Source organism: Bacillus cereus group sp. BfR-BA-01311, from assembly GCF_022664295.1.
GTDB classification, from domain to species: domain Bacteria; phylum Bacillota; class Bacilli; order Bacillales; family Bacillaceae_G; genus Bacillus_A; species Bacillus_A cereus.
In genome coordinates this window covers 584,845-607,616 of record NZ_JAKUHC010000001.1, presented here as the reverse complement: position 1 = coordinate 607,616, position 22,772 = coordinate 584,845, and the positions used below count along the sequence as shown (strand labels likewise).

Sequence of the window (22,772 nt, the reverse complement as noted above, 5' to 3'; positions counted from 1 at the left end):
AAGAAAAAAGTATGACGAATTAACATTGAAATTCCGCTCTACTTTGCTAAACTAAAAAGTAGAGAATAGGAGGGATTTCTCTTGAAACCATTATTATTAGATTTTCCAACATTATTTCAAACTGAACGCTTGCAAGTTCGTAAACCATTTCCAGGTGATGGTGCAGAAGTATATGAAGCAATCCAAGCTTCTCTAGAAGACTTAGTACCGTGGATACCAATTAACGCTGAAACAGAAGAGAGTGCTGAAGAAATTGTTCGCGAAGCTCACGGACAGTTTTTACTTCGTGAAACACTTGATTTTCACTTATACGATAAAGTATCTGGTACATTCATCGGAGCAATTACACTAAAGCCTGAAAACTGGGATATTCCAAAGTTTTCACTTCACTTCTGGCTACATAGTGCCTATACAAAACAAGGCTATATGACCGAAGCTGTTAAAGGTGCAATTCAGTTCGCCTTTGATAAACTAGGCGCTAGAAGAATTGAAATTCGTACTGATGCAACAAATATAAATGCATGTAGCTTAGCAGAACGTCTAGAATTCATTCTAGAAGGGACAATGGAAAATGATTTCCTAGCACCAGATGGTAGCTTACGTGATGCACGTGTATATGCAAAAATCAATTAAAAAACACTCGCCTTTGGCGAGTGTTTATTTTTGTAGTTGTAAATATTGTACTGCAAACATCGTCTTCGCATCATGAATACGAAGATCTTTCATAAGAGTAATCGCTTCTTCTAACGATACTTCCATTAATTCCACAAACTCATCTTCATCTAACTCAGCTTTATTTTCTTTTCTTGTCAAACCTGTCGCTTTATATACATATAAAATTTCATCTGCGAATCCTGGAGATGTATAGAAAGAAGTAATGAGCTCCATATTTTCACATACATATCCTGTTTCCTCTTCTAATTCACGAACTGCTGTTACCTCAGGTTTTTCACCAGGTTCTAACTTGCCAGCCGGAATTTCTATAATCGCCTTTTCAAGTGCTTTACGATACTGCTCAACAAGCACAATTTTCCCCTCATCAGTAATAGCAATAATAGCAACTGCACCAGGGTGATTTACAATTTCACGTTTACTCATTGCTCCATTTGGTAATACTACATCATCAACACGAACTTTTATAACTCTACCATCAAAAATTGGCTCAGTTTTTACTGTTCTCTCTGCAAGATTACTCATACTACTTCATCTCCCTGTTCTATTTCCTATTCTTTCCTCATACATTTTACCACATTGAAAGGAGCGTGATAGAAATGAAAGTTTATATTTTACCAAATCGTGTCACTTTAGTCGGAAAAGCATGGCAAATTCGCCATAAGCTAAAGCAATATAGCAAAGAGTATACAACTGTACAAGAGTGGATTACAGCAAATAAAGTGAAACATTAATCATGCTTTTACGGGCAGTTAATGCGAAGCGGAAAGTAAACGTTTGTCAACCTCTTTTCCCTCTCGTACAATAAAGGTAAGGAGGTTGACCTATGAAAAAACGTCAATTAGGAAACTCAGATTTGTTTGTTACAGAAATGGGCCTTGGCTGTATGTCTCTCGGTACATCTGAAACAGAAGCTATGCATATTATCGATGAAGCGATCGATTTAGGAATTAATTTTTTTGATACAGCAGATTTATATGATTACGGATTAAATGAAGAATTTGTTGGAAAAGCCTTGAAGGGAAGAAGAGACCAAATTGTACTTACAACGAAGGTTGGAAATCGTTGGACAGAAGAAAAAAATGGCTGGTCTTGGGATCCTTCTAAAGCTTACATAAAGACTGAAGTAAAGGAAAGTTTACGTAGACTTCAAACTGATTATATTGACCTTTACCAACTTCATGGCGGAACAATTGAAGATCCAATAGATGAAACAATTGAAGCTTTTGAAGAATTGAAAAAGGAAGGTATTATTCGCCATTACGGTATTTCTTCTATACGCCCAAATGTCGTTCGTGAATATGCAAAACGCTCAAACATCGTTAGTGTACTAATGGAATATAACCTTTTAAATCGTCGTCCAGAAGAATGGTTCCCCCTTCTAAATGAACACCAAATTAGCGTCATTGCCCGCGGGCCACTTGCAAAAGGAATTTTAACTGACAATAATGCAAGAAAGATAGAAAGAGTAAAGGAAAAGGATTATCTCTCTTATTCTTACGATGAATTACATGCAACTCTAGCAAGTGTAAAAGAAATGATTGGAGAACGCTCTTTAACAGGAACAGCTATTCAATATTGCTTACATAATAAGACTGTTGCAGCTGTTATACCTGGTGCAAGCTCTCTTCAACAATTACAGGAAAATATACGAGCTAGTCAACAGTTACCTTTAACGAAAGAAGAATATATACAACTTCAAAAAATTGTTAAATATGACACATATGCTTTGCATCGTTAAAAATATCGAATTACCGATAAAACAAAAGACTGTCTCCAGTATTAGGAGACAGTCTTTTTTATAACGTATCATATTTATCAGGATTCGTTCCTACATGTAAATCACGATTCAACGTGTTAATTTGACGTATCTCTTCTTCAGTTAGTGCAAAATCAGAAATAGTAAAGTTTTCTTTAATACGAGATGGTGTAACAGATTTAGGAATTGTAACAATCCCGCTTTGAATATCCCACCTTAATATAACTTGTGCAGGTGTTTTTTCATATTTGTTAGCAATAGCCTGAATGATTGGATGCTGGAATACTTCTCCGCCCCTCATTAACGGACTCCATGCTTCCATTTGAATTTGCTCATCTTGACAATAATTTCGCAACTCAAATTGCGTCAACATCGGATGAAGTTCCACTTGGTTTACCATCGGCTTCACTTTGCAATTTGGTAATAATAGTTCTAAATGATGTTTATGAAAATTAGAAACACCAATCGCACGCACTTTACCTTCTTCATACAATTTCTCTAAAGCTCGGTACGTATCAACATACTTCCCTCTTACCGGCCAATGTATTAAATATAAATCTACATAGTCCATTTGTAATTTTTTCAAACTCTTTTCAAACGCCTCGAGTGTCTCCTCATATCCTTGATCGTCGTTCCATACTTTTGTTGTAATAAATATATCTTCTCTTGGAATTCCTGATTCACGTATCGCCTCTCCGACACCGCTTTCATTTTCATATACAGTTGCTGTATCAATCGAACGGTATCCAACTTCTAACGCTGTTTTTACTGCTTGCTTTACTTCGTCTCCTTCTTTCGCTTTATATACGCCTAGACCAATCATCGGCATTTTCACGCCATTATGAAGTGTAGTTGTTGGAATATGCACAGTCGTCTCCCTTTCATTGTTACATTTTTTATAAGCCACAATTTTATTTCAACAAGATTCATCCCAAAAGTCAAAACATACGTACAGTTTACATAACACTTTTATATAGCTAAAAAATAGCGTGAACTCATTCATTCACGTTATTTTTTCTCCATTCTTTCGCTTTTTCATCCACATTGCGCACAAACTCATTTTTTCCTTCCGTATATAACGCGCCATCATATGTATACTTTTCGGCTAATTCTTTCTTTAAGGTTGCATATGCCTCTGCTTCTTCACAATGAGCCATCATATAATCACGAAATGCTAAATGCCTTACTATCTCTGGATTTCCTTTTTCAAACACGTGTAAATGATACGAGCGTTTTTCTTCAGTTCCATGAATAAAATATCGTCGTCTTGAAATACCATTTTCCCCTTTTACGATGTAACCAAGCTCTATAAATCGTTCATTCCACCCATCTACTCTTTCGATATTTTCTACTTCCATGATCATATCAATAATAGGTTTAGCTGCCAGTCCGGGAACTGACGTACTTCCAATATGATAAATTTTTACCGTTTCTGGCATCGCTGATTTTAATCTTTTAGCCTCCATTTGAAATTTTTCACTCCAATGGTTTTCATGTGGAACAACGACAATTTTTCTCATTCTAACTCCCCTTTTCTTACAAGCTCGTCAAAAAATGATCAGTGGTATTTCACTGATCATTTTTTTATTATTTAAAGTCTTTCCAAGTAAGGTTACTTTCACTTAGCAGTTCTTCAAATGATTTATTCTTTTCACGTTCTTTTTGTTCTTGGCGCTTTCTTTCCAGTTCAGCTGCCTCTTTTTCCTCTTCCCTCACTTGCAACTCTTTCTTCTTACTCTTTAATTGTTGCATGAGTGAATCATTTAATTGATCGCCTAATGTAAGTGTTTCTTTCTTTGGTTGATTCACTTGTGATTGTCTTTGCATTTGTCTTTGTTTCTTTTTCTTCATGCTACTCACCTTTTACTTTTTTCTCCATTATAGTAGATACACAATGAAATCGACAATAAAAAAGGGTCTTTACTCTATTATTCACTTTTTGTAAATATGTTAATTTTTCGAAAAGACTAAATTTTTATGTAGCTATAATCCTATGAATCTATTAAAATTATGTCGTATGATGTCAGATTATAAAAAAGGAGAATTATATTATGTGGAAAAAAATTATTCCTGCCGTTGCTGTTTTAAGCACCATTACTTTTTCAAGCGTATTTGCCGCTCCCCCATCTCAGAATCCAGCTGAACAAAACCGCTACATAGACGTACAAATGCTTGGTATTAATGATCTCCATGGACAACTAGATACTGTTAAAAAAATCAATAATAAAGAAGCTGGTGGCGCTGATTACTTAGCTACTTATTTAAAAGAACATAAAAACCAAAACCCTAATACACTTCTCGTACATGCTGGTGATATCGTCGGAGCTAGTCCACCAGTTTCAGCATTATTACAAGATGAACCGACGATTGAATTTTTAAATGACTTAAAATTTGATGTCGGTACAATCGGGAACCATGAATTTGATGAAGGCATTGATGAAATGAAACGCCTCATTTACGGTGGATATCATGAAAAAACAGGAAATTTCAAAGGGGCTAACTTCCCCTATGTAGCTGCTAATTTCTATAACAAATCAACTGGCCGCTTATTTTTACCACCATTTACCGTAAAAATGGTAGATGGTGTTCCTGTAGGATTCATTGGGGTTGTTACAACTGATACACCAAATGTCGTTATGCCTACGATGCTTAACAATGTACAAATTACTGATGAAGTAGAAGCAATTAATAAATCAACACAACAATTAAAACGCCTCGGCGTTAAATCTATCGTCGTTCTTGCTCATGTCGGTGGAACAACCGATGAGTCTGGGGTAACAAATGGCGATCTTACTCGAATTGCAAATGAAACAGACCCAGAAGTTGATGTTATTTTCGGTGGACATAGTCATACGTATGTAAATGGTACAGTAAATAATAAACTAATTGTCCAAGCAAATTCATACGGAATGGCTTTCTCAGACGTCGATGTAACAATTGATCGTAAAACAAAGGATATTGTAAAGAAAAAAGCTGAAGTTATTACAACGTATCATGAAGGTGTAGAACCTGATAAACAAGTAAAGAAAAAACTAGATCAATATAAAGAAAAAATCGCACCACTTGTAAATGAAGTGGTCGGAAAATCTACAGCACCTATCGACCGTAAACAAAATGATGCTGGTGAGTCCACTCTTGGAAATTTAGTTGCCGATGCTCAGCGTCAAACGATGCAAACTCAAATCTCCCTCATGAATCCTGGTGGCATTCGTAATGACTTAGATGCTGGTGATATTACGTGGGGTGAGTTATACGGCATTCAACCTTTTGGAAATCAATTGATTAAAGTAGATTTAACAGGTCAAGACATTCGCGATATTTTAAATCAGCAATGGCAAAAAGGAACAACAAGAATGCTTCAAATTTCAGGTATTCAATATACGTGGGATGCAAATAAACCAAACGGTGAAAAAGTTACAAATATACGTTTAACAAACGGAGAAGAATTATCTCCATCTACAACGTATAGCGTAGTTGCAAATGCCTTCTTAGCTTCTGGTGGTGATGGATTCGTATCATTTAAAAATGGTAAAAATGCAGAAACTGGGCCAAACGACTTTGAAGCGTTAGTCAATTACGTAAAACAATTAAAAGAACCAATTCAGCCAGTTATTGATGGAAGAATTCAAAAAGTAAATTAAGTGTTTCTCTAATAATGAATTTCATTTTTCACGTATAAAGGATTTGTACTGATCCTCTATTTTATACGTAATATACATCATAAAAAGGATACTCGTTCTTCTAATGAACATAGTATCCTTTTCTTTAGTTATCAAAATGTGATGTTTTGTCAACTTCATATTGCTGTAAAAATTGTTGCAACGCCTCTTCTACAAGTTTAGATTTTTGAATTCCTTTCGATTCTGATATAAGGTCCAATCTTGCTAATATTTCTGTATTAATAGAAAAGGTTCGTCTCTTTTTCTCTGTACTTTTACTCACAATTGGTGCAATTACTTCTTCTCTTTTTCTTAATAACTCATAAATGCTTTGTAATTGCTCATAAATTAATAATTGATAATCTGTTTTCTCATATTGAAGGGCGGTCGCTTCTTGGAGTTGTAAGTGACGTGGTTCTTCTCCATCTCCTACAAAAATACGTTTCTTCTGCTCTCCATCATATTCGTATCCAATCAATCTTAATTTCTTCGATAATGTATACGGGCTTATTTCAAGACGTTTTGCTATAATAGCGATGGATTCACGTCTATTTAAACCATCTATAATTTCTCCAATCGTCACAATTTCCCTCCTCCCGTGTTGAAATGACACTAGTATGGTATGTTACAATGATTTTCTAACAGTATATGCAAAATGAATAGCCTGTGCGATTCATACGATTTCACAAAAGGAGGTTTTCAATATGCTTTTTCGTAGCTACACCCCTCAGTTCTATAACGAAAACAAACAACTCATTCCTAATAGTATCGCTACGATAGAAAGCGTTATGATTAATAATCGAAAACAAACTCTCCTTATGCGTGGACAAAACGTAGAGCAACCTATTTTATTATGCTGTCACGGCGGACCTGGGATGGCACAAATCGGATTTATTCGCCATTTTCAAAAAGAATTAGAGAAGCAATTTATTGTTATTAATTGGGATCAGCGCGGGGCTGGTAAATCCTTTTCAATGAAAGATTTCGGAGCAAATTTCACAATCGAACAATTCGTTTCCGATGCAAAAGAAGTGATTCAATATGTACTTAAAAAGTTCAACAAACAAAAACTATTTCTCGCTGGTCATTCTTGGGGAAGTATTATTGGGCTTAACATAGCACATCAATATCCAAAGTATATCGAGGCTTACATCGGTATTGGGCAAATTGTACATATGAAACAAAATGAAGAATTGCTATATCAACATTTAATTCATTCTGCAAAAAAACATGATCATAAAAAAGCATTAGCTTCCCTTTTAAAATTAGGCAAACCACCATTTTTAGATACGAGACGTCTCATTATTCAAAGAAAGTGGCTTGGCACATTTGGAGGCGCAATCCAAAACGGATCTTCCTTTTCTTTCATACGAAAAGGTTTCTTTTCTCCCGAATATACGCTATTAGATTGGTTCAAGTTTCTCGCAGGAAATTTAAAATCCGGCATTTTATGGGAAGAAATGCTGACAATCGATTTCTTTTCTTCTATCTCAAGTTTATCTATTCCAGTTTATTTTTGTTCTGGTCGCTATGATTATCAAACTCCTTATGCACTCGTTCAGGAATATTGCGATATTATTGAAGCGCCTATAAAAAAGATGATTTGGTTCCCAAATTCAGCACATTCTCCTGATTTAGAAGAACCTGAATTATTCGCTAATTCTTTACAATCAATTAAACAAGAGCTAGCTTTTCAGCATTAGTAACAAAAGGCTCTTTTACATTTCATAGAAAACATTTTATAATAATATGTCGCAAGTATGTATAAACATAGCAAAATGTTTCATATTTACTTGTCTTAACAGAATAAAAATTTAGGGAGATTACATTTATTATGAACGCTGTACTCGTCGCAGTAGCAATTATGCTATTGCTTAGTTTGTTACGTGTCCAGGTCATTGTCGCCATCATTGTTGGAGCTTTAACAGGCGGACTTATCGGCGGACTCGGTATTTCAGAAACGATTAACACTTTTACAACTGGTCTTGGAAACAGTGCTCCAATCGCTTTAAGTTATGCAATGCTTGGTGGTTTCGCTATTTCCCTTTCCAAAACAGGACTTCCAGATGCTATGATTCAAACTGCATTAAAATGGATTGGCAATGAACAAGACACGAAAAAACAAGTTTATTCTAAAATACTTATTTTATTCATTATTTTAACGATGGCTTGTTTCTCACAAAATGTGATTCCTGTTCACATTGCTTTCATCCCCATCTTAATTCCAGCACTTTTAAAAGTATTAAATGAGCTGAAAGTGGATCGCAGACTTGTCACATGTATTATTACATTTGGATTGATTACTCCTTATATGTGGATCCCTGCAGGGTTCGGAAAAATTTATCATGACGTATTGCAAACCAACGCTGCGCAAAGCGGCCTTACATTTGATGTCACACTTATTCCAAAAGCAATGACTATTCCAGCAATCGGTATGATTATTGGATTATGTGTAGCGGTATTCATTACGTACCGAAAACCTCGTACGTATGAAACAGAACAAATTCATACTACCGAAAATGAAATCGTTCCCTATACAAAACGTAGCATTACTTTCGGGTTATTATCTATCATTGCTACATTAACTGTTCAATTAACAACAGAATCAATGATTTTCGGTGCTTTAGCAGGTATTATCGTCTTATCAGTTAGTGGCAGTCTACCACTTAAAGAAGCAGATGCGATATTAACAAGCGGAATGCGTATGATGTCCTTTATTGGCTTTGTTATGATTGCTGCCGCTGGATTCGGCGCTGTTCTTCGAAAAACAGGACATGTTGAATCTCTAGTGCAAACGAGTGCACATATAATCGGAAATAACAAACCACTCGCTGCATTTCTTATGCTCGTTATTGGACTTCTCGTTACGATGGGAATTGGTTCATCCTTTTCAACCATCCCTATCTTAACAACCATTTTTGTACCTCTTTGCATTCAGCTTGGATTTAGTCCAATGGCCACAATTGCAATTATCGGTACAGCCGGAGCACTAGGTGACGCAGGATCTCCAGCATCGGATAGTACCCTTGGACCAACATCCGGTTTAAATGCTGATGGTCAGCACCATCATATATGGGATACATGTGTACCCACTTTTCTACATTACAATATACCGTTACTTATATTTGGCTTTATTGCCGCAATTACATTATAAAAAGGTGCGTATAAAACGCACCTTTTACTTTTTTATTTTTCCCTTTAATTGTTGCAATGCTATTTTCCCATTTTCTTCGATACAACTTTCCATTTGCATAAATGACAGACCTGCCCACTCACTGTCTATACTCCCGTTCAGTCCAATAATTTTCAATTTATCCGGTATACGGATATTTAATTTTTTTGCTGCTCGAATTAACTCAAAGGTAATCTTATCACTTGAAGTTACAATTCCATCTATATACGGATAAGTTTGCAATAATGTAACAAACTGTTTATTCGTATACCCTTGTACACATTCTTCTCGATAAGAGATTCCTTCCTCCCAAACAGCGTCTAAAAATCCTGATATGTACTCTTCCATTTCTTCACTATCTTCGCCCTCACCGAAATAAGCAAGAAAGTGACAGCCTTTTTCTTTTAATAAAGAGACCGCTCTTTGGCCACTTTTATAATAATTTGCATGAGATTTTTTTTCATCAATCACAACAAACGGAAGTGGGATTTCTCCTATACTTTTAAAAACGGATCTTGTCAAAATAACACCTGCAACGTTATTTTCATTCAACATATGTATGTATCTATCTTTATTCTCTATATTACAAACAATAATTTGATATCCTTCTTTATACGCTATTTCCTCAATACAATGTAGCAAAGTGATGTTTGATGGGTCATATAGATTATCTACAAGTAATGCAATTATCGTTGAACTCTCTTTAAATAGTGGCTTCGCTGCACTGTTTGGCCTATAACGTAATTCTTCAATTGCTTCCTTTACTTGTTTTACTGTGTCCTCATGAACGTATCCTTTTTCATTAATAACTCGTGAAACGGTTGCGACTGAAACACCTGCCAATTTTGCAACATCACGTATAGTTGCCACATCGTCACCCCTTAATATGGTAATAGATTACAATTTTACGGTAACCTAAATTACACTATCCGTCAAGATTAATAACTCATATTTCTGAAAATTGTTACATCATTTCACTAAACGATACTCCAACTGAATTTCATGTAAAATTGGGATATTATCATATCCCATACGTGGAATTTCTTTCTTTATTTTTCGTGCCTCCTCTACCGCATTCACATATAAATTAGTCATTACAAAATTACGTTTTTGGTAAAATCGTAACGCATTCATATTATCATTTGTTGTAATAAGCCAAACCTGTCTGCACCGTTCTTCTTCTGCAACTTGTAATACACAATCCACAAGTTTCGTCCCTATTCCTTTTCTTTCTTCAAAGCTATCTAGCGATACAATTTCGCATATATTTCCGGTCACTTCATACGTTATAATTCCGATTATTCTGTCATCTGAGAGCGCAACAAATCCTGGCAACTCTTCTAACTGATGTCCCTTACCACGTGAAACCATCAATGAACTTCCCCAGTTCTCACACATGAACATTCGGATTGTTTCTTTCATCGCTGGCGTAATTTTTTGTATATGCAGCATTTCCTATTTCTCCCCTTTTATATCATTGTGATACAATATAAGTGTATCACATGTAACGGTATTTGGAGGATGAGGTAAAGTATGAAACGTTTTTTTGCAGCATTGTTTACTATACTAGGTGCAATAACTGCCCTTGGGATTTTCTTTACAAATAAAGTGATGTACTTAAAGAAAAAAACAGAGGAAGAAGTACTCGAAAGAGAAACGAAAAAACATTTTCGTATAGAGGATTTTGATGCTCTTCATAAAGAAGAAATTCATATCCCTTCACAATTCGGATACGACCTTCACGGATATTACATTCCTGCCGGTCATTCCACCAATAAGTTTATGGTTTTTTGCCACGGTGTAACTGTAAATAAAATAAACTCTGTAAAATATGCAAACTTATTCTTAAAAAGGGGATATAACGTCCTCATTTACGATCATCGTCGTCATGGTAAAACTGGCGGAAAAACAACAAGCTATGGATACTATGAAAAACATGATTTAAAATCCGTAGTTGACTGGCTAAAAAACCGTTTTGGCACCAATATTACACTTGGTATTCATGGTGAATCTATGGGAGCTGCAACACTTCTTCAATACGCAGGACTTGTAGAAGATGGTGCTGATTTCTATATTGCAGATTGTCCTTTCTCTGATTTTCAAGGACAATTACAGCACCGTTTAAAGGTTGAATTCCATTTACCAAAATGGCCTTTATTACCTTTAGCAAACGCATTTTTGAAAGTTCGTGACGGTTATACAATTCGTGAAGTTTCACCAATCGACTGTATAAAAAACATTAACAATCCCGTTCTCTTTATTCATAGTAAAGATGACGACTATATTTTAGCTGATATGACAAAAGCGTTATATGAAGCGAAAGAAAATAATAAGCAGCTTTATATTGCAGAACACGGTGCACACGCTTGCTCTTATAACGAAAATAAAGAAGAGTACGAAGCAGCCGTCGATCAATTTTTAAACACATATGTGAAAGAAACAAAAAACAGGCTTGCATAAGCCTGTTTTTTATTGCGCTAAAACGTCTGTAACTTGTTCCATATTTTCAGAAATCCATTGCATTGCATCATCTAACGTTGGGAATTCTGTCGTTTGAAATGTTACTTCATCTTGAAGTAACCAAACATCCTTTGCCTCTTGCCCTACACCTGCAATGGACCAATGTAACAAACTATATGGGTGATTATCATTCAAAAATGATGCCCACGTGCGCTCATTTGCAATGTTTCGTAATGTATGTAATTGTTTATCCATCTCTCGTCACCTTACTCTAGTCAGTTATGAAAACTATTATAACACTCTCTTCTTTCTCAAACAAAGTGCTCTTTTTATATTGTCAAGCACTTCCCTTGATTATATGATGAAATTAAGCGTTTGGGAAGGAGGGATAACGTTGGCAAAAGTACAAATTAAAGTAAATGATAATGGCTCTTTTCGCGTTACAGGGGACGTGGAATTAGTCGACTCACAAGGGAATGTATTCCCAGCAAAACCGGCATTTTCTTTATGCCGTTGTGGTTTATCAAAAAATATGCCTTATTGCGACGCTTCGCATAAAGGTAAATTCGAGTCTGTTGTTAGAGCACCAGAGGCAGAATAATTTTACATGTGACATGCACATTTTTTTGTGCATGTTTTTTCTTTTTAGCAACTCCGTTATATCCCTTCTCCTTACAACATTTCTAATACTTTTATTTCCATTCCAGCCTGCATATATTTTCACACAATTCTTCACATTCGAATATTTTTTACTAGCCTTTTATTTTTTTTGTGCTATAATTTGAGCAAACAGCATCCTTCGGGGTCGGGTGAAATTCCCAACCGGCGGTGATGAAGTGAAAACTTCTAAGTCCGTGACCCGTTTTCAACTCGAAAACGGTGGATCTAGTGAAACTCTAGGGCCGACAGTATAGTCTGGATGGGAGAAGGATATGTTTCTAGTTTTTTATATAGTGAATACACTTTTATTTCAGTATGCATATTTTTAAAGATTCATTTTGATTCTTTATATATGTTTAATTTTCTATACTTATTTTTTATACTGAAATAAAAAGAGACAACTAGCGTTTAAAAATTCGATATTTTGCTAGGTTTTTTCCTTATGCAGAAATATCAATTATCGTTAGGTTTCTTTCCTATGCTTTCGTATTCAAACTATATTTCTAGAAATCACGTCTCCCAAACCCCAAGGATATTAAATCCTTGGGGTTTTTTGATTTTTTTAGGAGAGGTGAAGAAAATGACAGATCAAGAATATATGAGGATTGCCCTGCAGTTAGCAGAAGGGACATCAGGACAAACAAGTCCAAATCCTATGGTTGGTGCTGTTGTTGTAAAAGATGGAAACATCGTTGGTATGGGGGCTCATTTACGAGCTGGTGAAGAACACGCAGAAGTTCATGCCCTTCAAATGGCTGGTCAGAACGCCAAAGACGCTACCGTTTATGTAACACTGGAACCGTGTAGCCACTTTGGAAAAACACCACCTTGTTGTGAATTGCTCATCGAAAAAGGAGTTAAGCGTGTTGTAATTGCTACTCTCGATTGTAATCCGCTCGTTTCTGGTAACGGAAAAAGAAGATTAGAGGAAGCTAGAATTGAAGTAACGACCGGTGTTCTTGAAGCAGAAGCAGTTTTATTAAATCGCTACTTTTTTCACTACATGAAAACGAAGCGCCCTTTTGTAACAATCAAAACAGCGATGAGCTTAGATGGAAAAACAGCAACTGTAACTGGTGAAAGTAAGTGGATTACAGGTGAAGAAGCACGTGCTGATGTTCACCAATATCGCCATACACATGATGCAATTCTTGTTGGAGTGAATACAGTTATAGCTGATAATCCTCATTTAACAACAAGAATTACAAATGGTGGGAAACATCCTATTCGCGTTGTTTTAGATACCCATTTACGAACGCCACCATCTTCTCATGTTATAACAGATGGTTTAGCACCGACATGGATTATTGTCGGTAAGGATGTAAAGGAAGAGAAGATATCTTCTTATGAATCTAAAAATATAGCTATATTCCAAATGGAAACGAAACATATAGAAATCGCGGACCTTCTTTCCTTTCTTGGAGAGAAACAAATTCTTTCTCTATTCGTTGAAGGTGGCCAATCGATTCATGCAAGTTTCTTAAAAACAAACAATTTTAATGAAATTGTAACCTATATAAGCCCGAAATTAATTGGTGGGAAAGATGCTCCTACTTTATTTGGAGGAAATGGTTTTTCAAAATTACAAAATGCGCTTTCCTTGAAAATTCAAGAGATGAAACAAATTGGTGATGATATAAAAATCGTTGCGAATGCCCGAAACGAGGTGACGAAATGTTTACAGGAATTGTAGAAGAATTAGGAACGATAGCAAACATGCAACAAAGCGGAGAAGCGATGAAATTAACGATTCATGCAAAGAAAATTTTATTAGATGTTCACTTAGGTGATAGTATCGCGGTTAACGGTATTTGCTTAACTGTAACAAGCTTTACAACTACTTCATTTACAGTTGATGCAATGCCTGAAACGATGCAGTCGACATCACTTCGCATGCTTAAACCGCACTCTAAAGTAAATTTAGAGCGAGCAATGGCTGCAAATGGACGATTCGGTGGACATTTCGTTTCAGGACATATTGATGGCATCGGAACGATTTTAAATAAAAAACAACATTACAATGCCGTCTATTACAAAATAGCAATTTCTGATGAACTGCTGCGCTATTGTTTGCAGAAAGGGTCCATTGCTGTTGATGGAACGAGTTTAACGATATTTGATATAGACGAATCTTCCATAACGATTTCACTCATCCCGCACACAGTAAGCGAATCTGTCATTGGAGAAAAAAATGCCGGAGATATCGTAAACATTGAGTGTGACATGATTGGTAAATATATCGAACGCTTTATTACTAAACCTACAAAACGAGTAGGTTCAATGACTGAAAGCTTTTTACAAGAAAACGGATTTCTATAAGGGGGAAGCACAATGTTTCATCGTATTGAAGAAGCTCTAGAAGATTTAAAACAAGGTAAAGTCGTTATCGTATGTGATGATGAAAACCGAGAAAATGAAGGCGATTTTATTGCTTTAGCAGAGTACATTACACCAGAAACAATTAATTTTATGATTACACATGGCCGTGGTCTCGTTTGTGTACCGATTACAGCAGGGTACGCAGAACGTCTACAATTAGAACCAATGGTATCTCATAATACAGATTCACATCATACTGCGTTTACAGTGAGCATTGACCATGTTTCTACAACAACAGGGATTAGCGCTCACGAACGTGCAACTACGATACAAGAATTGTTAAACCCCGCATCAAAAGGCGCTGATTTCAATCGACCTGGACATATCTTTCCATTAATTGCGAAAGAAGGCGGTGTCCTGCGTCGTGCAGGTCATACAGAAGCTGCTGTTGATTTAGCGAAGCTATGCGGTGCCGAACCAGCTGGAGTTATTTGCGAGATTATAAATGAGGACGGCACGATGGCACGTGTACCTGATTTAATAGAATGCGCAAAACAATTTGATATAAAAATGATTACAATAGAAGATTTAATTGCTTACCGCCGCCATCATGAAACACTTGTGACGAGAGAGGTGGAAATTACATTACCTACAGATTTCGGTACTTTCCACGCAATTGGCTATTCTAACTCATTAGATACGAAAGAACATATCGCACTTGTAAAAGGTGATATTTCAATAGGTGAACCGGTACTTGTGCGTGTTCATTCTGAATGCTTAACAGGAGATGTATTCGGTTCACATCGCTGCGATTGCGGACCACAACTCCATGCAGCACTTGCTCAAATTGAGCGTGAAGGAAAAGGTGTTCTTCTTTATATGAGACAAGAAGGAAGAGGCATTGGGCTTCTTAATAAGCTTCGTGCTTATAAATTACAAGAAGAAGGATTCGATACTGTAGAAGCAAATGAAAAACTCGGCTTCCCTGCTGATCTTCGTGATTACGGTATCGGAGCACAAATATTAAAAGATTTAGGTTTACAAAGTTTACGATTATTAACGAATAACCCAAGAAAAATTGCTGGCTTACAAGGTTACGATTTAGAAGTAGTCGAGCGTGTACCGTTGCAAATGCCAGCAAAAGAAGAGAATAAATCGTATTTACAAACGAAAGTAAACAAATTAGGACACTTACTAAACTTATAATTAAAGGAGAGATTTATTATGGTATTCGAAGGTCATTTAGTTGGTACAGGATTAAAAGTTGGAGTTGTTGTTGGACGTTTTAACGAATTTATTACAAGTAAGTTACTTGGCGGCGCTTTAGACGGATTAAAGCGTCACGGTGTAGAAGAAAATGATATTGATGTTGCTTGGGTTCCTGGTGCATTTGAAATTCCTTTAATCGCTAAAAAGATGGCTAGTAGCGGAAAGTATGATGCTGTTATTACATTAGGTACTGTAATCCGAGGTGCTACAACTCACTACGATTACGTTTGTAATGAAGTAGCAAAAGGTGTTGCGTCTTTATCACTACAAATGGACATCCCAGTTATTTTCGGCGTATTAACGACAGAAACAATTGAACAAGCGATTGAACGCGCAGGTACGAAAGCTGGTAATAAAGGATATGAATCAGCTGTTGCTGCAATTGAAATGGCTCACTTATCAAAACAATGGGTATAAAAAAAGAGGCTACGGCCTCTTTTTATTTTTTCACCTTTTTTTGTACATCTTTTATTAATTCATTCATCGTTTTTCCTTCTGTTTTTATATGAAGAGCTTGTGCTGTTCTCCATACATTCTCTCTTTTTTTCGCTTCTTCTATAATAGTAATTTCTTTTCTAACTTCCTTTAAATCTTTTCCTTCCGTTTTCAATCCAAAATGTTCAGCTTTCGTTCGAAAGTGTTGTTCGATTCTTTGTTGCATCTCTTTTTGTTCAGGATTTTCAGCAGCCTTAACTGGATCAGAACTTATTGCTTTTATTAAAATTAAACAAGTCATAATCGCTAATATGTATTTGTACATGTAAAATCCTCCAACCCAATATAAATTACATATTTACTATGTACAACTAGGGCTTGGAAAATTCGTTCACAAAAATTCTTTTTTTCGTTCAAAAACCAATAGTAACAGGCGTTCACAACTATTTATTACATTTTATTTACAAAAAAAGCAAACCCTTTTACAAGTTTGCTTTTTCATCTATCTTATAATGCACACTCTTCAATCTCAAATCCTAAATCTGCAATCATACCCCAGTCTGCAGTCGGCTCTTGTCCAGCTGTCGTTAAGTAGTCCCCGACAAAAATAGAATTTGCTGCAAATAAACCGATTGGCTGTACAGAACGTAAATTGATTTCACGTCCTCCTGAAATACGAATTTCTTTTGTTGGGTTTACAAAACGCATCATTGCCAGTACTTTTAAACATTCTACTGGAGTTAACTCTTTTTGTCCTTCAAGAGGTGTCCCCTTTACAGCAACAAGGAAATTACAAGGGATAGAATCTGCATCTATACGTTGTAATTCAAATGCAATTTCAGCACGCTCTTCAATTGTTTCTCCCATGCCAAAAATCGCTCCCGAGCATGGGGAAATGCCCGCTTGTTTTGCTTTTTGAACTGTATCAACACGATCATCATACGTATGAGTTGAACAAATACTATCGTAATTATTTGCATGTGTATTTAAGTTGTGGTTATAACGATGCACGCCTGCTTCCGCTAAACGTCCTGCTTGATCTTCATTTAAGAAACCTAAACAACAACAAATCTTCAAGTCTGTCGTTTCACGAATTTCCTTAACTGCTCCAATTACGTGATTTACCTCTTTATCCGTCGGACGACGACCAGACGCTACAATACAATATGTACCTGCTTTACGGCGTATTGCTTCATGTGCCCCTTCTACAATCTTCTCCTGCGTTAACCATGCATATTTATCAATCGGTGCTTCTGAAATAATAGACTGTGAGCAATATCCACAATCTTCAGGACATAATCCAGATTTCGTATTAATAATCATATTCAATTTTACTTTCTTACCAAAGTGATGATGGCGAATGATGTAAGCTGCATTCATAATTTCTAAAACTTCTGTATCATCAGCTTCTAATATCGCTATTGCATCTTCTTTCGTAATCATCTTCTCTTCCACTACGTCGTATGCAAGTTTTTTCCAATCCCTTTTTGTTTGTACTTGTTTCATTTCATCTCTTCCCCTCTTTTGTTATATGTATAAATAAAGCATGATACGTTGCCATTATCCCTTCATTTCCCGTGAAGTCTCTTTCGTATATGCGTAGCATCGCACGAAAGAGTGAGGGACTTTGACAATATGATCCTTCATTGCTATTAGTTGCTCCTACTTTTCGAATAGAATGCAGAAACTCCTTAACTTCTGTAAAACTCTCTATGTAACATGTTTCAGAAACATGCACATCCCCTGTTTCTATCTTACATATATGAAGCAACTGATCTTTTGAATAAAAACGTTGACCAATCGATGTTTCATTTTTTATATTTCTTTCTTCTTTCGCACGTTGGAACGAAGCATGCAATTCTTGAAATGTTTCATGTCCAAACGTTGAAAAGAGTAATATCCCATCTATAGACAAATGTTGAAATAAATTTCTTAACACTTGTTGTAAATTATTTAACCATTGAAATGTAGCATTTGAAATAATGACATCATATGATTCTTCTAATCGTAATCGCTCAATATCTTCACAGTGAAACGTTACATTTTTTACATTTTGTCTAGTTTGCGCAATCGCAATCATACTTTCAGCAAAATCAACTGCTGTAATATGTGCTTTCGGAAATAACTTTGATAATTGCTCTGTTACATACCCCGTCCCGCATCCCAGTTCTAAAATACGTATTGATGCCGTTTCACTATATCGTTCCTTTAAGATTGAAAGTAATGAATGTGCCATCTTTTTTTGTACATTTGCATATCGATCGTAAGATACGGCTGCCCCATTAAACCGTTTTTGTAGTAACGTTTTGTTGATCATGTCGTATCCCCTCTACAAATTGAATTATCTCATTTGCGCAATATTCAAAATTCGTCACACATAACGCATGCCCTGCTTCACTTACTACTTTCAGCTCGCTGCTGCTATTTTCCGTCATACTACGTGCCGCAGACAATGGGCATATTACATCCTGTTCTCCGTGAATAAGTAGTATAGGTACTTTAATTTCTTTTAGTTCTTCTCTCATATCTGTTTCTATTAAATAATCCAAACCTAGTTGTAAAGACTGAATAGAATCACCTTTAAAACGGTCTACAATGTCTTCAAAGTTTTTATTCTCTTTTAGCTCATCTTTCGTAAACATATTTTCATAAAACCGCTTGAGCGTATCTTCTTTCCTTCTCGCCAAATTCCTTTTCAGCCGTTCTACATGCAAAGCATTCCATCCGTTACTGTAATCGCTCGTATTTGTAAATTTAGCAGTACCACCAATTAATACGATGCCTTTTGCCTGAATCTTTTTATAAGCTTCAACTGCTGCTAACGCTCCTAGTGACCATCCAACCAATATTACGTTGTCATTATGCGCTACATCTATAATTCGTTCCGCAAATTCACTTCGTTCTTTCACATTACGCCAACCTATGCATTGAACAGAATATCCTTTAAAATACGGAAGTACTAAATCCCAAATATTCTCTTCCATTCCCCATCCGGGGATAAAAATAATCTTTAGCTCATTCATACGAAAAGCTCCTCTTCTTTCGCAATGTGGATAATTCGGTCAATAGCCCATTTTAAATCAGCTATTGTATGTTGCGATGTAACTGCAAAGCGAATTCGAGAACTATGAACCGGCACAGTTGGCGGACGAATTGCAATAGCCGCAATCCCTGCCTCTTGTAACCTTTTACTAAACCGTAAAGCATGTTCATTTGAACCGACTACAATCGGTACAATATGAGTTGAACTATTCCCAATATCAAAACCAGCATCCCTTAATTTAGTTCTGAAGTATTCTCCGTTTGCTATAAGGTTCTCTCTTCTTTCGTTATCTTCTTTTACAATTTCAATTGCTTTTTGCACCGCTCCTAACGTACTTGGTGGTAAAGCTGTAGTAAAAATAAAGCTTCTCATCATATTTTGTAAATACTCTATATAAATTTCATCACCTGTCAAATACGCACCATAACACCCTAAAGCCTTGCTAAACGTCCCCATATGTATATCAATTTTTTGAGCAAGATTTTTTTCTATATGAGATAACCCAGCTCCGCCGATTCCATATATTCCACTCGCATGTGCTTCATCGACTATAATGATTGCCCCGTATTTCTCTTTCAGCTGTACTAAACCTCTCAAATACGCAGTATCACCATCCATACTAAAAACGGTATCTGTTACGATTAATTTCCTTTTTTCAGGCGAAGCCATTTTCAACAACTTCTCTAAATGATCCAAATCATTATGACGATACCTTTTATGCTCTGCCCCGCTTAATATGATCCCATCAACAATACTTGCGTGATTTAACTTATCACTAAAAACAATATCGTGCCGAGAGGCTAAAGAAGATATGGCACCTATATTTGCCGTATACCCACTATTTACAATTAAAGCTCTTTCAGTACCTTTCCAGTCACATATACTTCTCTCAACCTCTTCATATAATGGATGATTTCCTACAACGAGACGAGAGGCAGTCGCTCCAGTTCCATATCTTTTTGTACAGGCAATAGCAGCTTCTTTTAACCTTTCATCTCCAGCTAACCCTAAATAATTATTTGACGCTAAATTTAACATCCTTTTTTTATCTTGAATAAGCCAAGTCTCTTCTGCCTTCTCTGTTACATGCAAATCACGATACTGCCCTTGCTCATGTAATTGTTGTAATTTAGATTGAAGGTGCGCCCGCCACGTTTGATTCATTTTGGATAAACTCCTCTAATTTTGAAATCATAATATGTTCTTTTGCAGATTCTAATACTTCTTCTTTCGTAAACTCACCTGCAAAGAATGGCAATAATCCTAAAACTGGTACCCCGCTCAGCTCTTCAATCATCTCTTTATTTTCTTGCACTCTTTCCATTTCACATTCTTTGCAACCTGATAAAATGACACCCGCTACGGTTAAACCATGCGCCTTTGCGTAAGCAATCGTTAACACTGTATGATTTACTGTTCCTAATGTAGGACGAGCTACTACAATAAGAGGCAACTGTAATTCTTTTGCAAAATCAATTACTAAAGCATCTTCTGTATATGGGACAGCAAGCCCACCTGCTCCTTCTACAAATAAGCTATTAAACTCTTTTAATAGTTCATTATAGTAATCAGTAATTTCTTTTAACTTTACTACTCTTCCAGCTCTTTTCATGGCAAGTCTCGGAGCAAGTGGTTCTTCAATAGAATAAGGGCAAATTTCATTTTCTGGTGTCGGTACACCTGATAATGCTTTTAACCTTGCCGCATCTCCCTCAGGGTTTGATGCAACATGCCCACTTTGTAACGGTTTATATACCCCTACGTTATATCCTAATTCTCTAAATACACCTGCTATAGCACCTGCAACTACTGTTTTTCCAACTTCAGTATCAGTTGCTGTTATGAAAAAACCACTCATTATTCTCCCTCCGTAACATCTGAGATTGCCTTATATAAAATGCGTAACATATCATCAATCTCTTCAAAAGTAGAAGCAAGTGGTGGCATAAATACAATCGTGTTACCTAGCGGTCGTAAAATCATACCCAGCTCTCTTGAGCGTTTACATACTTGAACACCGACTCTTTCTGTCCAGTCAAACGCTTCTTTCGTTTCCTTATTCTTCACAAGCTCAATACCAACCATTAATCCGCACTGACGAATATCACCTACATGTTTATACGCAAAGAGCTTTTCTAATTGCGCTGTCACATAATCCGTTTTACGTGCCACTTCTTCTATTAAATTTGTTTTTTCATATAGTTCTAGATTCGCGATTGCTACGGCACACCCTAACGGATTACCTGTGTAGCTATGTCCATGGAAAAATGTTTTTTGTTCTTCATATTCTCCTAAGAAGGCATTATATATTTCATCTGTCGTTACCGTAACTGCAATTGGTAAATATCCACCTGTTAAACCTTTCCCAGCAGTTAAAATGTCTGGTGTCACATTTTCATGTTCACACGCAAACATTTTCCCTGTACGCCCAAATCCAGTCGCTACCTCATCTGTAATAAATAATACATTGTACTTTGTACATAAATCGCGCAGTCCTTTTAAATATCCTTTTGGCATTGTAATCATTCCGCCAGCACCTTGCATTAATGGCTCTACAATGATGGCAGCTACTTCTTCATGCTTTTCTTTCAACAATTCTTCCATTTCTTCTAAATGGATTTTTACAATTTCCTCCTTATTATTTCCGTAAGGAGAACGATATGTATATGGATACGGCATTTTAATCGCATCAAATAAGAGCGAACTATACACTTGGTGAAACAAGTCTATTGCTCCTACTGAAACAGCTCCAATTGTATCACCGTGATATGCTTCTTTTAATGTAACGAATCTTTGTTTCTTTGGTTTCCCTTTATGCTGCCAATATTGGAAAGCCATCTTAATTGCAATTTCAACAGCGGTAGAACCTGAATCAGAATAGAATACCTTCTTCAATCCATCTGGTACAACCTCAATAATTTTTTCTGCTAATAAAATAGATGGAACGTTAGCAAGTCCTAACATAGTAGAATGAGCAATTTTATTTAATTGCTCACGAATTGCTTCATCTAATTCCGGTACTTGATGTCCGTGAACATTTAACCATATAGATGAAACACCATCCCAATATTCATTACCATTTACATCGTATAGTTTTCTTCCCTCTCCACGTTCAATAATGACAGGATCTTCTTCTAAATAATCTTTCATTTGTGTAAATGGGTGCCATACGTAAGCTTTATTTTTCTCTGCTAATTCTTCATATGTATAAGATGATTTTTCAATCGTTCTACTATTTATTGTCACAATTGTCACCCCTAATGTTAACTTGTTTATAAATATAGTTAACATTAAATCCGAATGACTGTCAATTATTTTAAAATC

At 36.1% G+C, this 22,772-nt stretch carries 27 protein-coding genes and 1 riboswitch; of the genes, 12 read left to right on the top strand and 15 right to left on the bottom strand.

What is annotated here, in order from left to right; all coding sequences use genetic code 11:
• Positions 1-81: 81 nt before the first annotated feature.
• On the top strand, positions 82-633 hold the full coding sequence (locus tag MR136_RS03275) for a GNAT family N-acetyltransferase (protein ID WP_000803479.1): 552 nt from the start codon (positions 82-84) through the stop codon (positions 631-633).
• A gap of 24 nt (positions 634-657) precedes the next feature.
• On the opposite strand, the gene MR136_RS03270 is transcribed toward MR136_RS03275, so the two are convergent.
• A complete protein-coding gene (locus MR136_RS03270) occupies positions 658-1,197 on the bottom strand; it encodes an NUDIX hydrolase (RefSeq protein WP_000067042.1) in 540 nt (179 codons plus the stop codon).
• Positions 1,198-1,271: 74 nt separating this feature from the next.
• On the opposite strand from MR136_RS03270, the gene mciZ reads away from it, so the two are divergent.
• Positions 1,272-1,406, top strand: a complete 135-nt coding sequence (gene mciZ / locus MR136_RS03265) for a Z-ring formation inhibitor MciZ (RefSeq protein ID WP_000870302.1) — start codon at positions 1,272-1,274, stop codon at positions 1,404-1,406.
• 92 nt (positions 1,407-1,498) lie between these two features.
• Complete coding sequence (locus MR136_RS03260; protein WP_000747210.1) at positions 1,499-2,413, top strand: aldo/keto reductase; 915 nt, start codon at positions 1,499-1,501, stop codon at positions 2,411-2,413.
• A 58-nt stretch (positions 2,414-2,471) separates the two neighbouring features.
• Here MR136_RS03260 and MR136_RS03255 read toward each other — a convergent pair whose 3' ends face one another.
• The 3 genes from MR136_RS03255 to MR136_RS03245 all read right to left on the bottom strand — a co-directional run bounded on the left by MR136_RS03255 (position 2,472) and on the right by MR136_RS03245 (position 4,282).
• Positions 2,472-3,299, bottom strand: coding sequence for an aldo/keto reductase (locus tag MR136_RS03255; RefSeq protein WP_000547993.1), 828 nt, complete (start codon positions 3,297-3,299; stop codon positions 2,472-2,474).
• A gap of 127 nt (positions 3,300-3,426) precedes the next feature.
• Positions 3,427-3,951, bottom strand: coding sequence for a GrpB family protein (locus MR136_RS03250; RefSeq protein ID WP_001227190.1), 525 nt, complete (start codon positions 3,949-3,951; stop codon positions 3,427-3,429).
• A gap of 67 nt (positions 3,952-4,018) precedes the next feature.
• Positions 4,019-4,282 carry a YqkE family protein gene (locus tag MR136_RS03245; RefSeq protein WP_000727561.1) on the bottom strand — a complete coding sequence of 88 codons (264 nt, stop codon included), beginning with the start codon at positions 4,280-4,282 and terminating at the stop codon, positions 4,019-4,021.
• 200 nt (positions 4,283-4,482) lie between these two features.
• Here MR136_RS03245 and MR136_RS03240 point away from each other — a divergent pair, with 200 nt between their 5' ends.
• Positions 4,483-6,072 (top strand): bifunctional metallophosphatase/5'-nucleotidase, encoded by a 1,590-nt coding sequence (locus MR136_RS03240; RefSeq protein ID WP_061457688.1) that lies wholly within the window; start codon positions 4,483-4,485, stop codon positions 6,070-6,072.
• A gap of 124 nt (positions 6,073-6,196) precedes the next feature.
• Here MR136_RS03240 and MR136_RS03235 read toward each other — a convergent pair whose 3' ends face one another.
• Positions 6,197-6,673, bottom strand: coding sequence for a ribbon-helix-helix domain-containing protein (locus MR136_RS03235; RefSeq protein WP_000151931.1), 477 nt, complete (start codon positions 6,671-6,673; stop codon positions 6,197-6,199).
• A 121-nt stretch (positions 6,674-6,794) separates the two neighbouring features.
• Here MR136_RS03235 and MR136_RS03230 point away from each other — a divergent pair, with 121 nt between their 5' ends.
• Both MR136_RS03230 and MR136_RS03225 read left to right on the top strand, forming a co-directional pair.
• The gene (locus tag MR136_RS03230; RefSeq protein WP_000898969.1) at positions 6,795-7,793 is read left to right on the top strand and encodes an alpha/beta fold hydrolase; all 999 of its coding nucleotides are present in this window, start codon (positions 6,795-6,797) and stop codon (positions 7,791-7,793) included.
• Between the two features lie 131 nt (positions 7,794-7,924).
• The gene (locus tag MR136_RS03225) at positions 7,925-9,244 is read left to right on the top strand and encodes a Na+/H+ antiporter family protein (RefSeq protein ID WP_000994816.1); all 1,320 of its coding nucleotides are present in this window, start codon (positions 7,925-7,927) and stop codon (positions 9,242-9,244) included.
• Positions 9,245-9,268: 24 nt separating this feature from the next.
• Here MR136_RS03225 and MR136_RS03220 read toward each other — a convergent pair whose 3' ends face one another.
• Together MR136_RS03220 and MR136_RS03215 are read right to left on the bottom strand one after the other, a co-directional pair.
• Positions 9,269-10,132, bottom strand: a complete 864-nt coding sequence (locus MR136_RS03220) for a LacI family DNA-binding transcriptional regulator (RefSeq protein WP_017673586.1) — start codon at positions 10,130-10,132, stop codon at positions 9,269-9,271.
• A 99-nt stretch (positions 10,133-10,231) separates the two neighbouring features.
• Positions 10,232-10,714: a GNAT family N-acetyltransferase gene (locus MR136_RS03215; RefSeq protein ID WP_000902435.1), complete on the bottom strand. Its 483-nt coding sequence runs from the start codon at positions 10,712-10,714 to the stop codon at positions 10,232-10,234.
• An 81-nt stretch (positions 10,715-10,795) separates the two neighbouring features.
• Here MR136_RS03215 and MR136_RS03210 point away from each other — a divergent pair, with 81 nt between their 5' ends.
• Positions 10,796-11,722: an alpha/beta hydrolase gene (locus tag MR136_RS03210; RefSeq protein WP_000819235.1), complete on the top strand. Its 927-nt coding sequence runs from the start codon at positions 10,796-10,798 to the stop codon at positions 11,720-11,722.
• A gap of 9 nt (positions 11,723-11,731) precedes the next feature.
• On the opposite strand, the gene MR136_RS03205 is transcribed toward MR136_RS03210, so the two are convergent.
• Positions 11,732-11,977 carry a DUF2552 family protein gene (locus MR136_RS03205; protein ID WP_000360793.1) on the bottom strand — a complete coding sequence of 82 codons (246 nt, stop codon included), beginning with the start codon at positions 11,975-11,977 and terminating at the stop codon, positions 11,732-11,734.
• A 139-nt stretch (positions 11,978-12,116) separates the two neighbouring features.
• Here MR136_RS03205 and MR136_RS03200 point away from each other — a divergent pair, with 139 nt between their 5' ends.
• The 5 genes from MR136_RS03200 to ribH all read left to right on the top strand — a co-directional run bounded on the left by MR136_RS03200 (position 12,117) and on the right by ribH (position 16,387).
• Positions 12,117-12,323, top strand: coding sequence for a CDGSH iron-sulfur domain-containing protein (locus MR136_RS03200; protein ID WP_001151582.1), 207 nt, complete (start codon positions 12,117-12,119; stop codon positions 12,321-12,323).
• Positions 12,324-12,513: 190 nt separating this feature from the next.
• Positions 12,514-12,657, top strand: a riboswitch (FMN riboswitch).
• 305 nt (positions 12,658-12,962) lie between these two features.
• The gene (gene ribD / locus MR136_RS03195; RefSeq protein WP_061457689.1) at positions 12,963-14,075 is read left to right on the top strand and encodes a bifunctional diaminohydroxyphosphoribosylaminopyrimidine deaminase/5-amino-6-(5-phosphoribosylamino)uracil reductase RibD; all 1,113 of its coding nucleotides are present in this window, start codon (positions 12,963-12,965) and stop codon (positions 14,073-14,075) included.
• Positions 14,057-14,701 carry a riboflavin synthase subunit alpha gene (ribE, locus tag MR136_RS03190; RefSeq protein ID WP_061457691.1) on the top strand — a complete coding sequence of 215 codons (645 nt, stop codon included), beginning with the start codon at positions 14,057-14,059 and terminating at the stop codon, positions 14,699-14,701. The genes ribD and ribE overlap by 19 nt, the downstream gene beginning before the upstream one ends.
• 12 nt (positions 14,702-14,713) lie before the next feature.
• A complete protein-coding gene (gene ribBA / locus MR136_RS03185) occupies positions 14,714-15,907 on the top strand; it encodes a bifunctional 3,4-dihydroxy-2-butanone 4-phosphate synthase/GTP cyclohydrolase II (protein WP_000468981.1) in 1,194 nt (397 codons plus the stop codon).
• Positions 15,908-15,925: 18 nt separating this feature from the next.
• A complete protein-coding gene (gene ribH / locus MR136_RS03180; protein ID WP_017673584.1) occupies positions 15,926-16,387 on the top strand; it encodes a 6,7-dimethyl-8-ribityllumazine synthase in 462 nt (153 codons plus the stop codon).
• Between the two features lie 22 nt (positions 16,388-16,409).
• Here the strand turns inward: ribH and MR136_RS03175 are convergent, their stop codons facing one another.
• From MR136_RS03175 to bioA, 7 genes are all read right to left on the bottom strand, one after another.
• Complete coding sequence (locus MR136_RS03175; protein WP_000280032.1) at positions 16,410-16,730, bottom strand: hypothetical protein; 321 nt, start codon at positions 16,728-16,730, stop codon at positions 16,410-16,412.
• 182 nt (positions 16,731-16,912) lie between these two features.
• Positions 16,913-17,911: a biotin synthase gene (gene bioB, locus MR136_RS03170; protein WP_000815856.1), complete on the bottom strand. Its 999-nt coding sequence runs from the start codon at positions 17,909-17,911 to the stop codon at positions 16,913-16,915.
• Position 17,912: 1 nt separating this feature from the next.
• Positions 17,913-18,722, bottom strand: a complete 810-nt coding sequence (gene bioC / locus MR136_RS03165) for a malonyl-ACP O-methyltransferase BioC (protein WP_000608911.1) — start codon at positions 18,720-18,722, stop codon at positions 17,913-17,915.
• Positions 18,688-19,428: an alpha/beta fold hydrolase gene (locus MR136_RS03160; RefSeq protein WP_017673582.1), complete on the bottom strand. Its 741-nt coding sequence runs from the start codon at positions 19,426-19,428 to the stop codon at positions 18,688-18,690. The genes bioC and MR136_RS03160 overlap by 35 nt, the downstream gene beginning before the upstream one ends.
• Complete coding sequence (bioF, locus tag MR136_RS03155) at positions 19,425-20,612, bottom strand: 8-amino-7-oxononanoate synthase (protein ID WP_061457692.1); 1,188 nt, start codon at positions 20,610-20,612, stop codon at positions 19,425-19,427. Before bioF ends, MR136_RS03160 begins: the two co-directional genes overlap by 4 nt.
• Positions 20,578-21,306, bottom strand: coding sequence for a dethiobiotin synthase (gene bioD / locus MR136_RS03150; RefSeq protein WP_000012470.1), 729 nt, complete (start codon positions 21,304-21,306; stop codon positions 20,578-20,580). Before bioD ends, bioF begins: the two co-directional genes overlap by 35 nt.
• Positions 21,306-22,739 (bottom strand): adenosylmethionine--8-amino-7-oxononanoate transaminase, encoded by a 1,434-nt coding sequence (bioA, locus tag MR136_RS03145; protein ID WP_048655595.1) that lies wholly within the window; start codon positions 22,737-22,739, stop codon positions 21,306-21,308. Before bioA ends, bioD begins: the two co-directional genes overlap by 1 nt.
• Positions 22,740-22,772 lie beyond the last annotated feature (33 nt).

Bases quoted from the DNA above. Each gene is read 5' to 3' on its own strand.
- MR136_RS03270 (WP_000067042.1), bottom strand. From the start codon at position 1,197: ATGAGTAATCTTGCAGAGAGAACAGTAAAAACTGAGCCAATTTTTGAT.
- mciZ (WP_000870302.1), top strand. From the start codon at position 1,272: ATGAAAGTTTATATTTTACCAAATCGTGTCACTTTAGTCGGAAAAGCA.
- MR136_RS03260 (WP_000747210.1), top strand. From the start codon at position 1,499: ATGAAAAAACGTCAATTAGGAAACTCAGATTTGTTTGTTACAGAAATG.
- MR136_RS03250 (WP_001227190.1), bottom strand. From the start codon at position 3,951: ATGAGAAAAATTGTCGTTGTTCCACATGAAAACCATTGGAGTGAAAAA.
- MR136_RS03245 (WP_000727561.1), bottom strand. From the start codon at position 4,282: ATGAAGAAAAAGAAACAAAGACAAATGCAAAGACAATCACAAGTGAAT.
- MR136_RS03240 (WP_061457688.1), top strand. From the start codon at position 4,483: ATGTGGAAAAAAATTATTCCTGCCGTTGCTGTTTTAAGCACCATTACT.
- MR136_RS03230 (WP_000898969.1), top strand. From the start codon at position 6,795: ATGCTTTTTCGTAGCTACACCCCTCAGTTCTATAACGAAAACAAACAA.
- MR136_RS03225 (WP_000994816.1), top strand. From the start codon at position 7,925: ATGAACGCTGTACTCGTCGCAGTAGCAATTATGCTATTGCTTAGTTTG.
- MR136_RS03215 (WP_000902435.1), bottom strand. From the start codon at position 10,714: ATGCTGCATATACAAAAAATTACGCCAGCGATGAAAGAAACAATCCGA.
- MR136_RS03210 (WP_000819235.1), top strand. From the start codon at position 10,796: ATGAAACGTTTTTTTGCAGCATTGTTTACTATACTAGGTGCAATAACT.
- MR136_RS03205 (WP_000360793.1), bottom strand. From the start codon at position 11,977: ATGGATAAACAATTACATACATTACGAAACATTGCAAATGAGCGCACG.
- ribD (WP_061457689.1), top strand. From the start codon at position 12,963: ATGACAGATCAAGAATATATGAGGATTGCCCTGCAGTTAGCAGAAGGG.
- ribE (WP_061457691.1), top strand. From the start codon at position 14,057: ATGTTTACAGGAATTGTAGAAGAATTAGGAACGATAGCAAACATGCAA.
- ribBA (WP_000468981.1), top strand. From the start codon at position 14,714: ATGTTTCATCGTATTGAAGAAGCTCTAGAAGATTTAAAACAAGGTAAA.
- ribH (WP_017673584.1), top strand. From the start codon at position 15,926: ATGGTATTCGAAGGTCATTTAGTTGGTACAGGATTAAAAGTTGGAGTT.
- MR136_RS03175 (WP_000280032.1), bottom strand. From the start codon at position 16,730: ATGTACAAATACATATTAGCGATTATGACTTGTTTAATTTTAATAAAA.
- bioB (WP_000815856.1), bottom strand. From the start codon at position 17,911: ATGAAACAAGTACAAACAAAAAGGGATTGGAAAAAACTTGCATACGAC.
- bioC (WP_000608911.1), bottom strand. From the start codon at position 18,722: ATGATCAACAAAACGTTACTACAAAAACGGTTTAATGGGGCAGCCGTA.
- MR136_RS03160 (WP_017673582.1), bottom strand. From the start codon at position 19,428: ATGAATGAGCTAAAGATTATTTTTATCCCCGGATGGGGAATGGAAGAG.
- bioF (WP_061457692.1), bottom strand. From the start codon at position 20,612: ATGAATCAAACGTGGCGGGCGCACCTTCAATCTAAATTACAACAATTA.
- bioD (WP_000012470.1), bottom strand. From the start codon at position 21,306: ATGAGTGGTTTTTTCATAACAGCAACTGATACTGAAGTTGGAAAAACA.
- bioA (WP_048655595.1), bottom strand. From the start codon at position 22,739: ATGTTAACTATATTTATAAACAAGTTAACATTAGGGGTGACAATTGTG.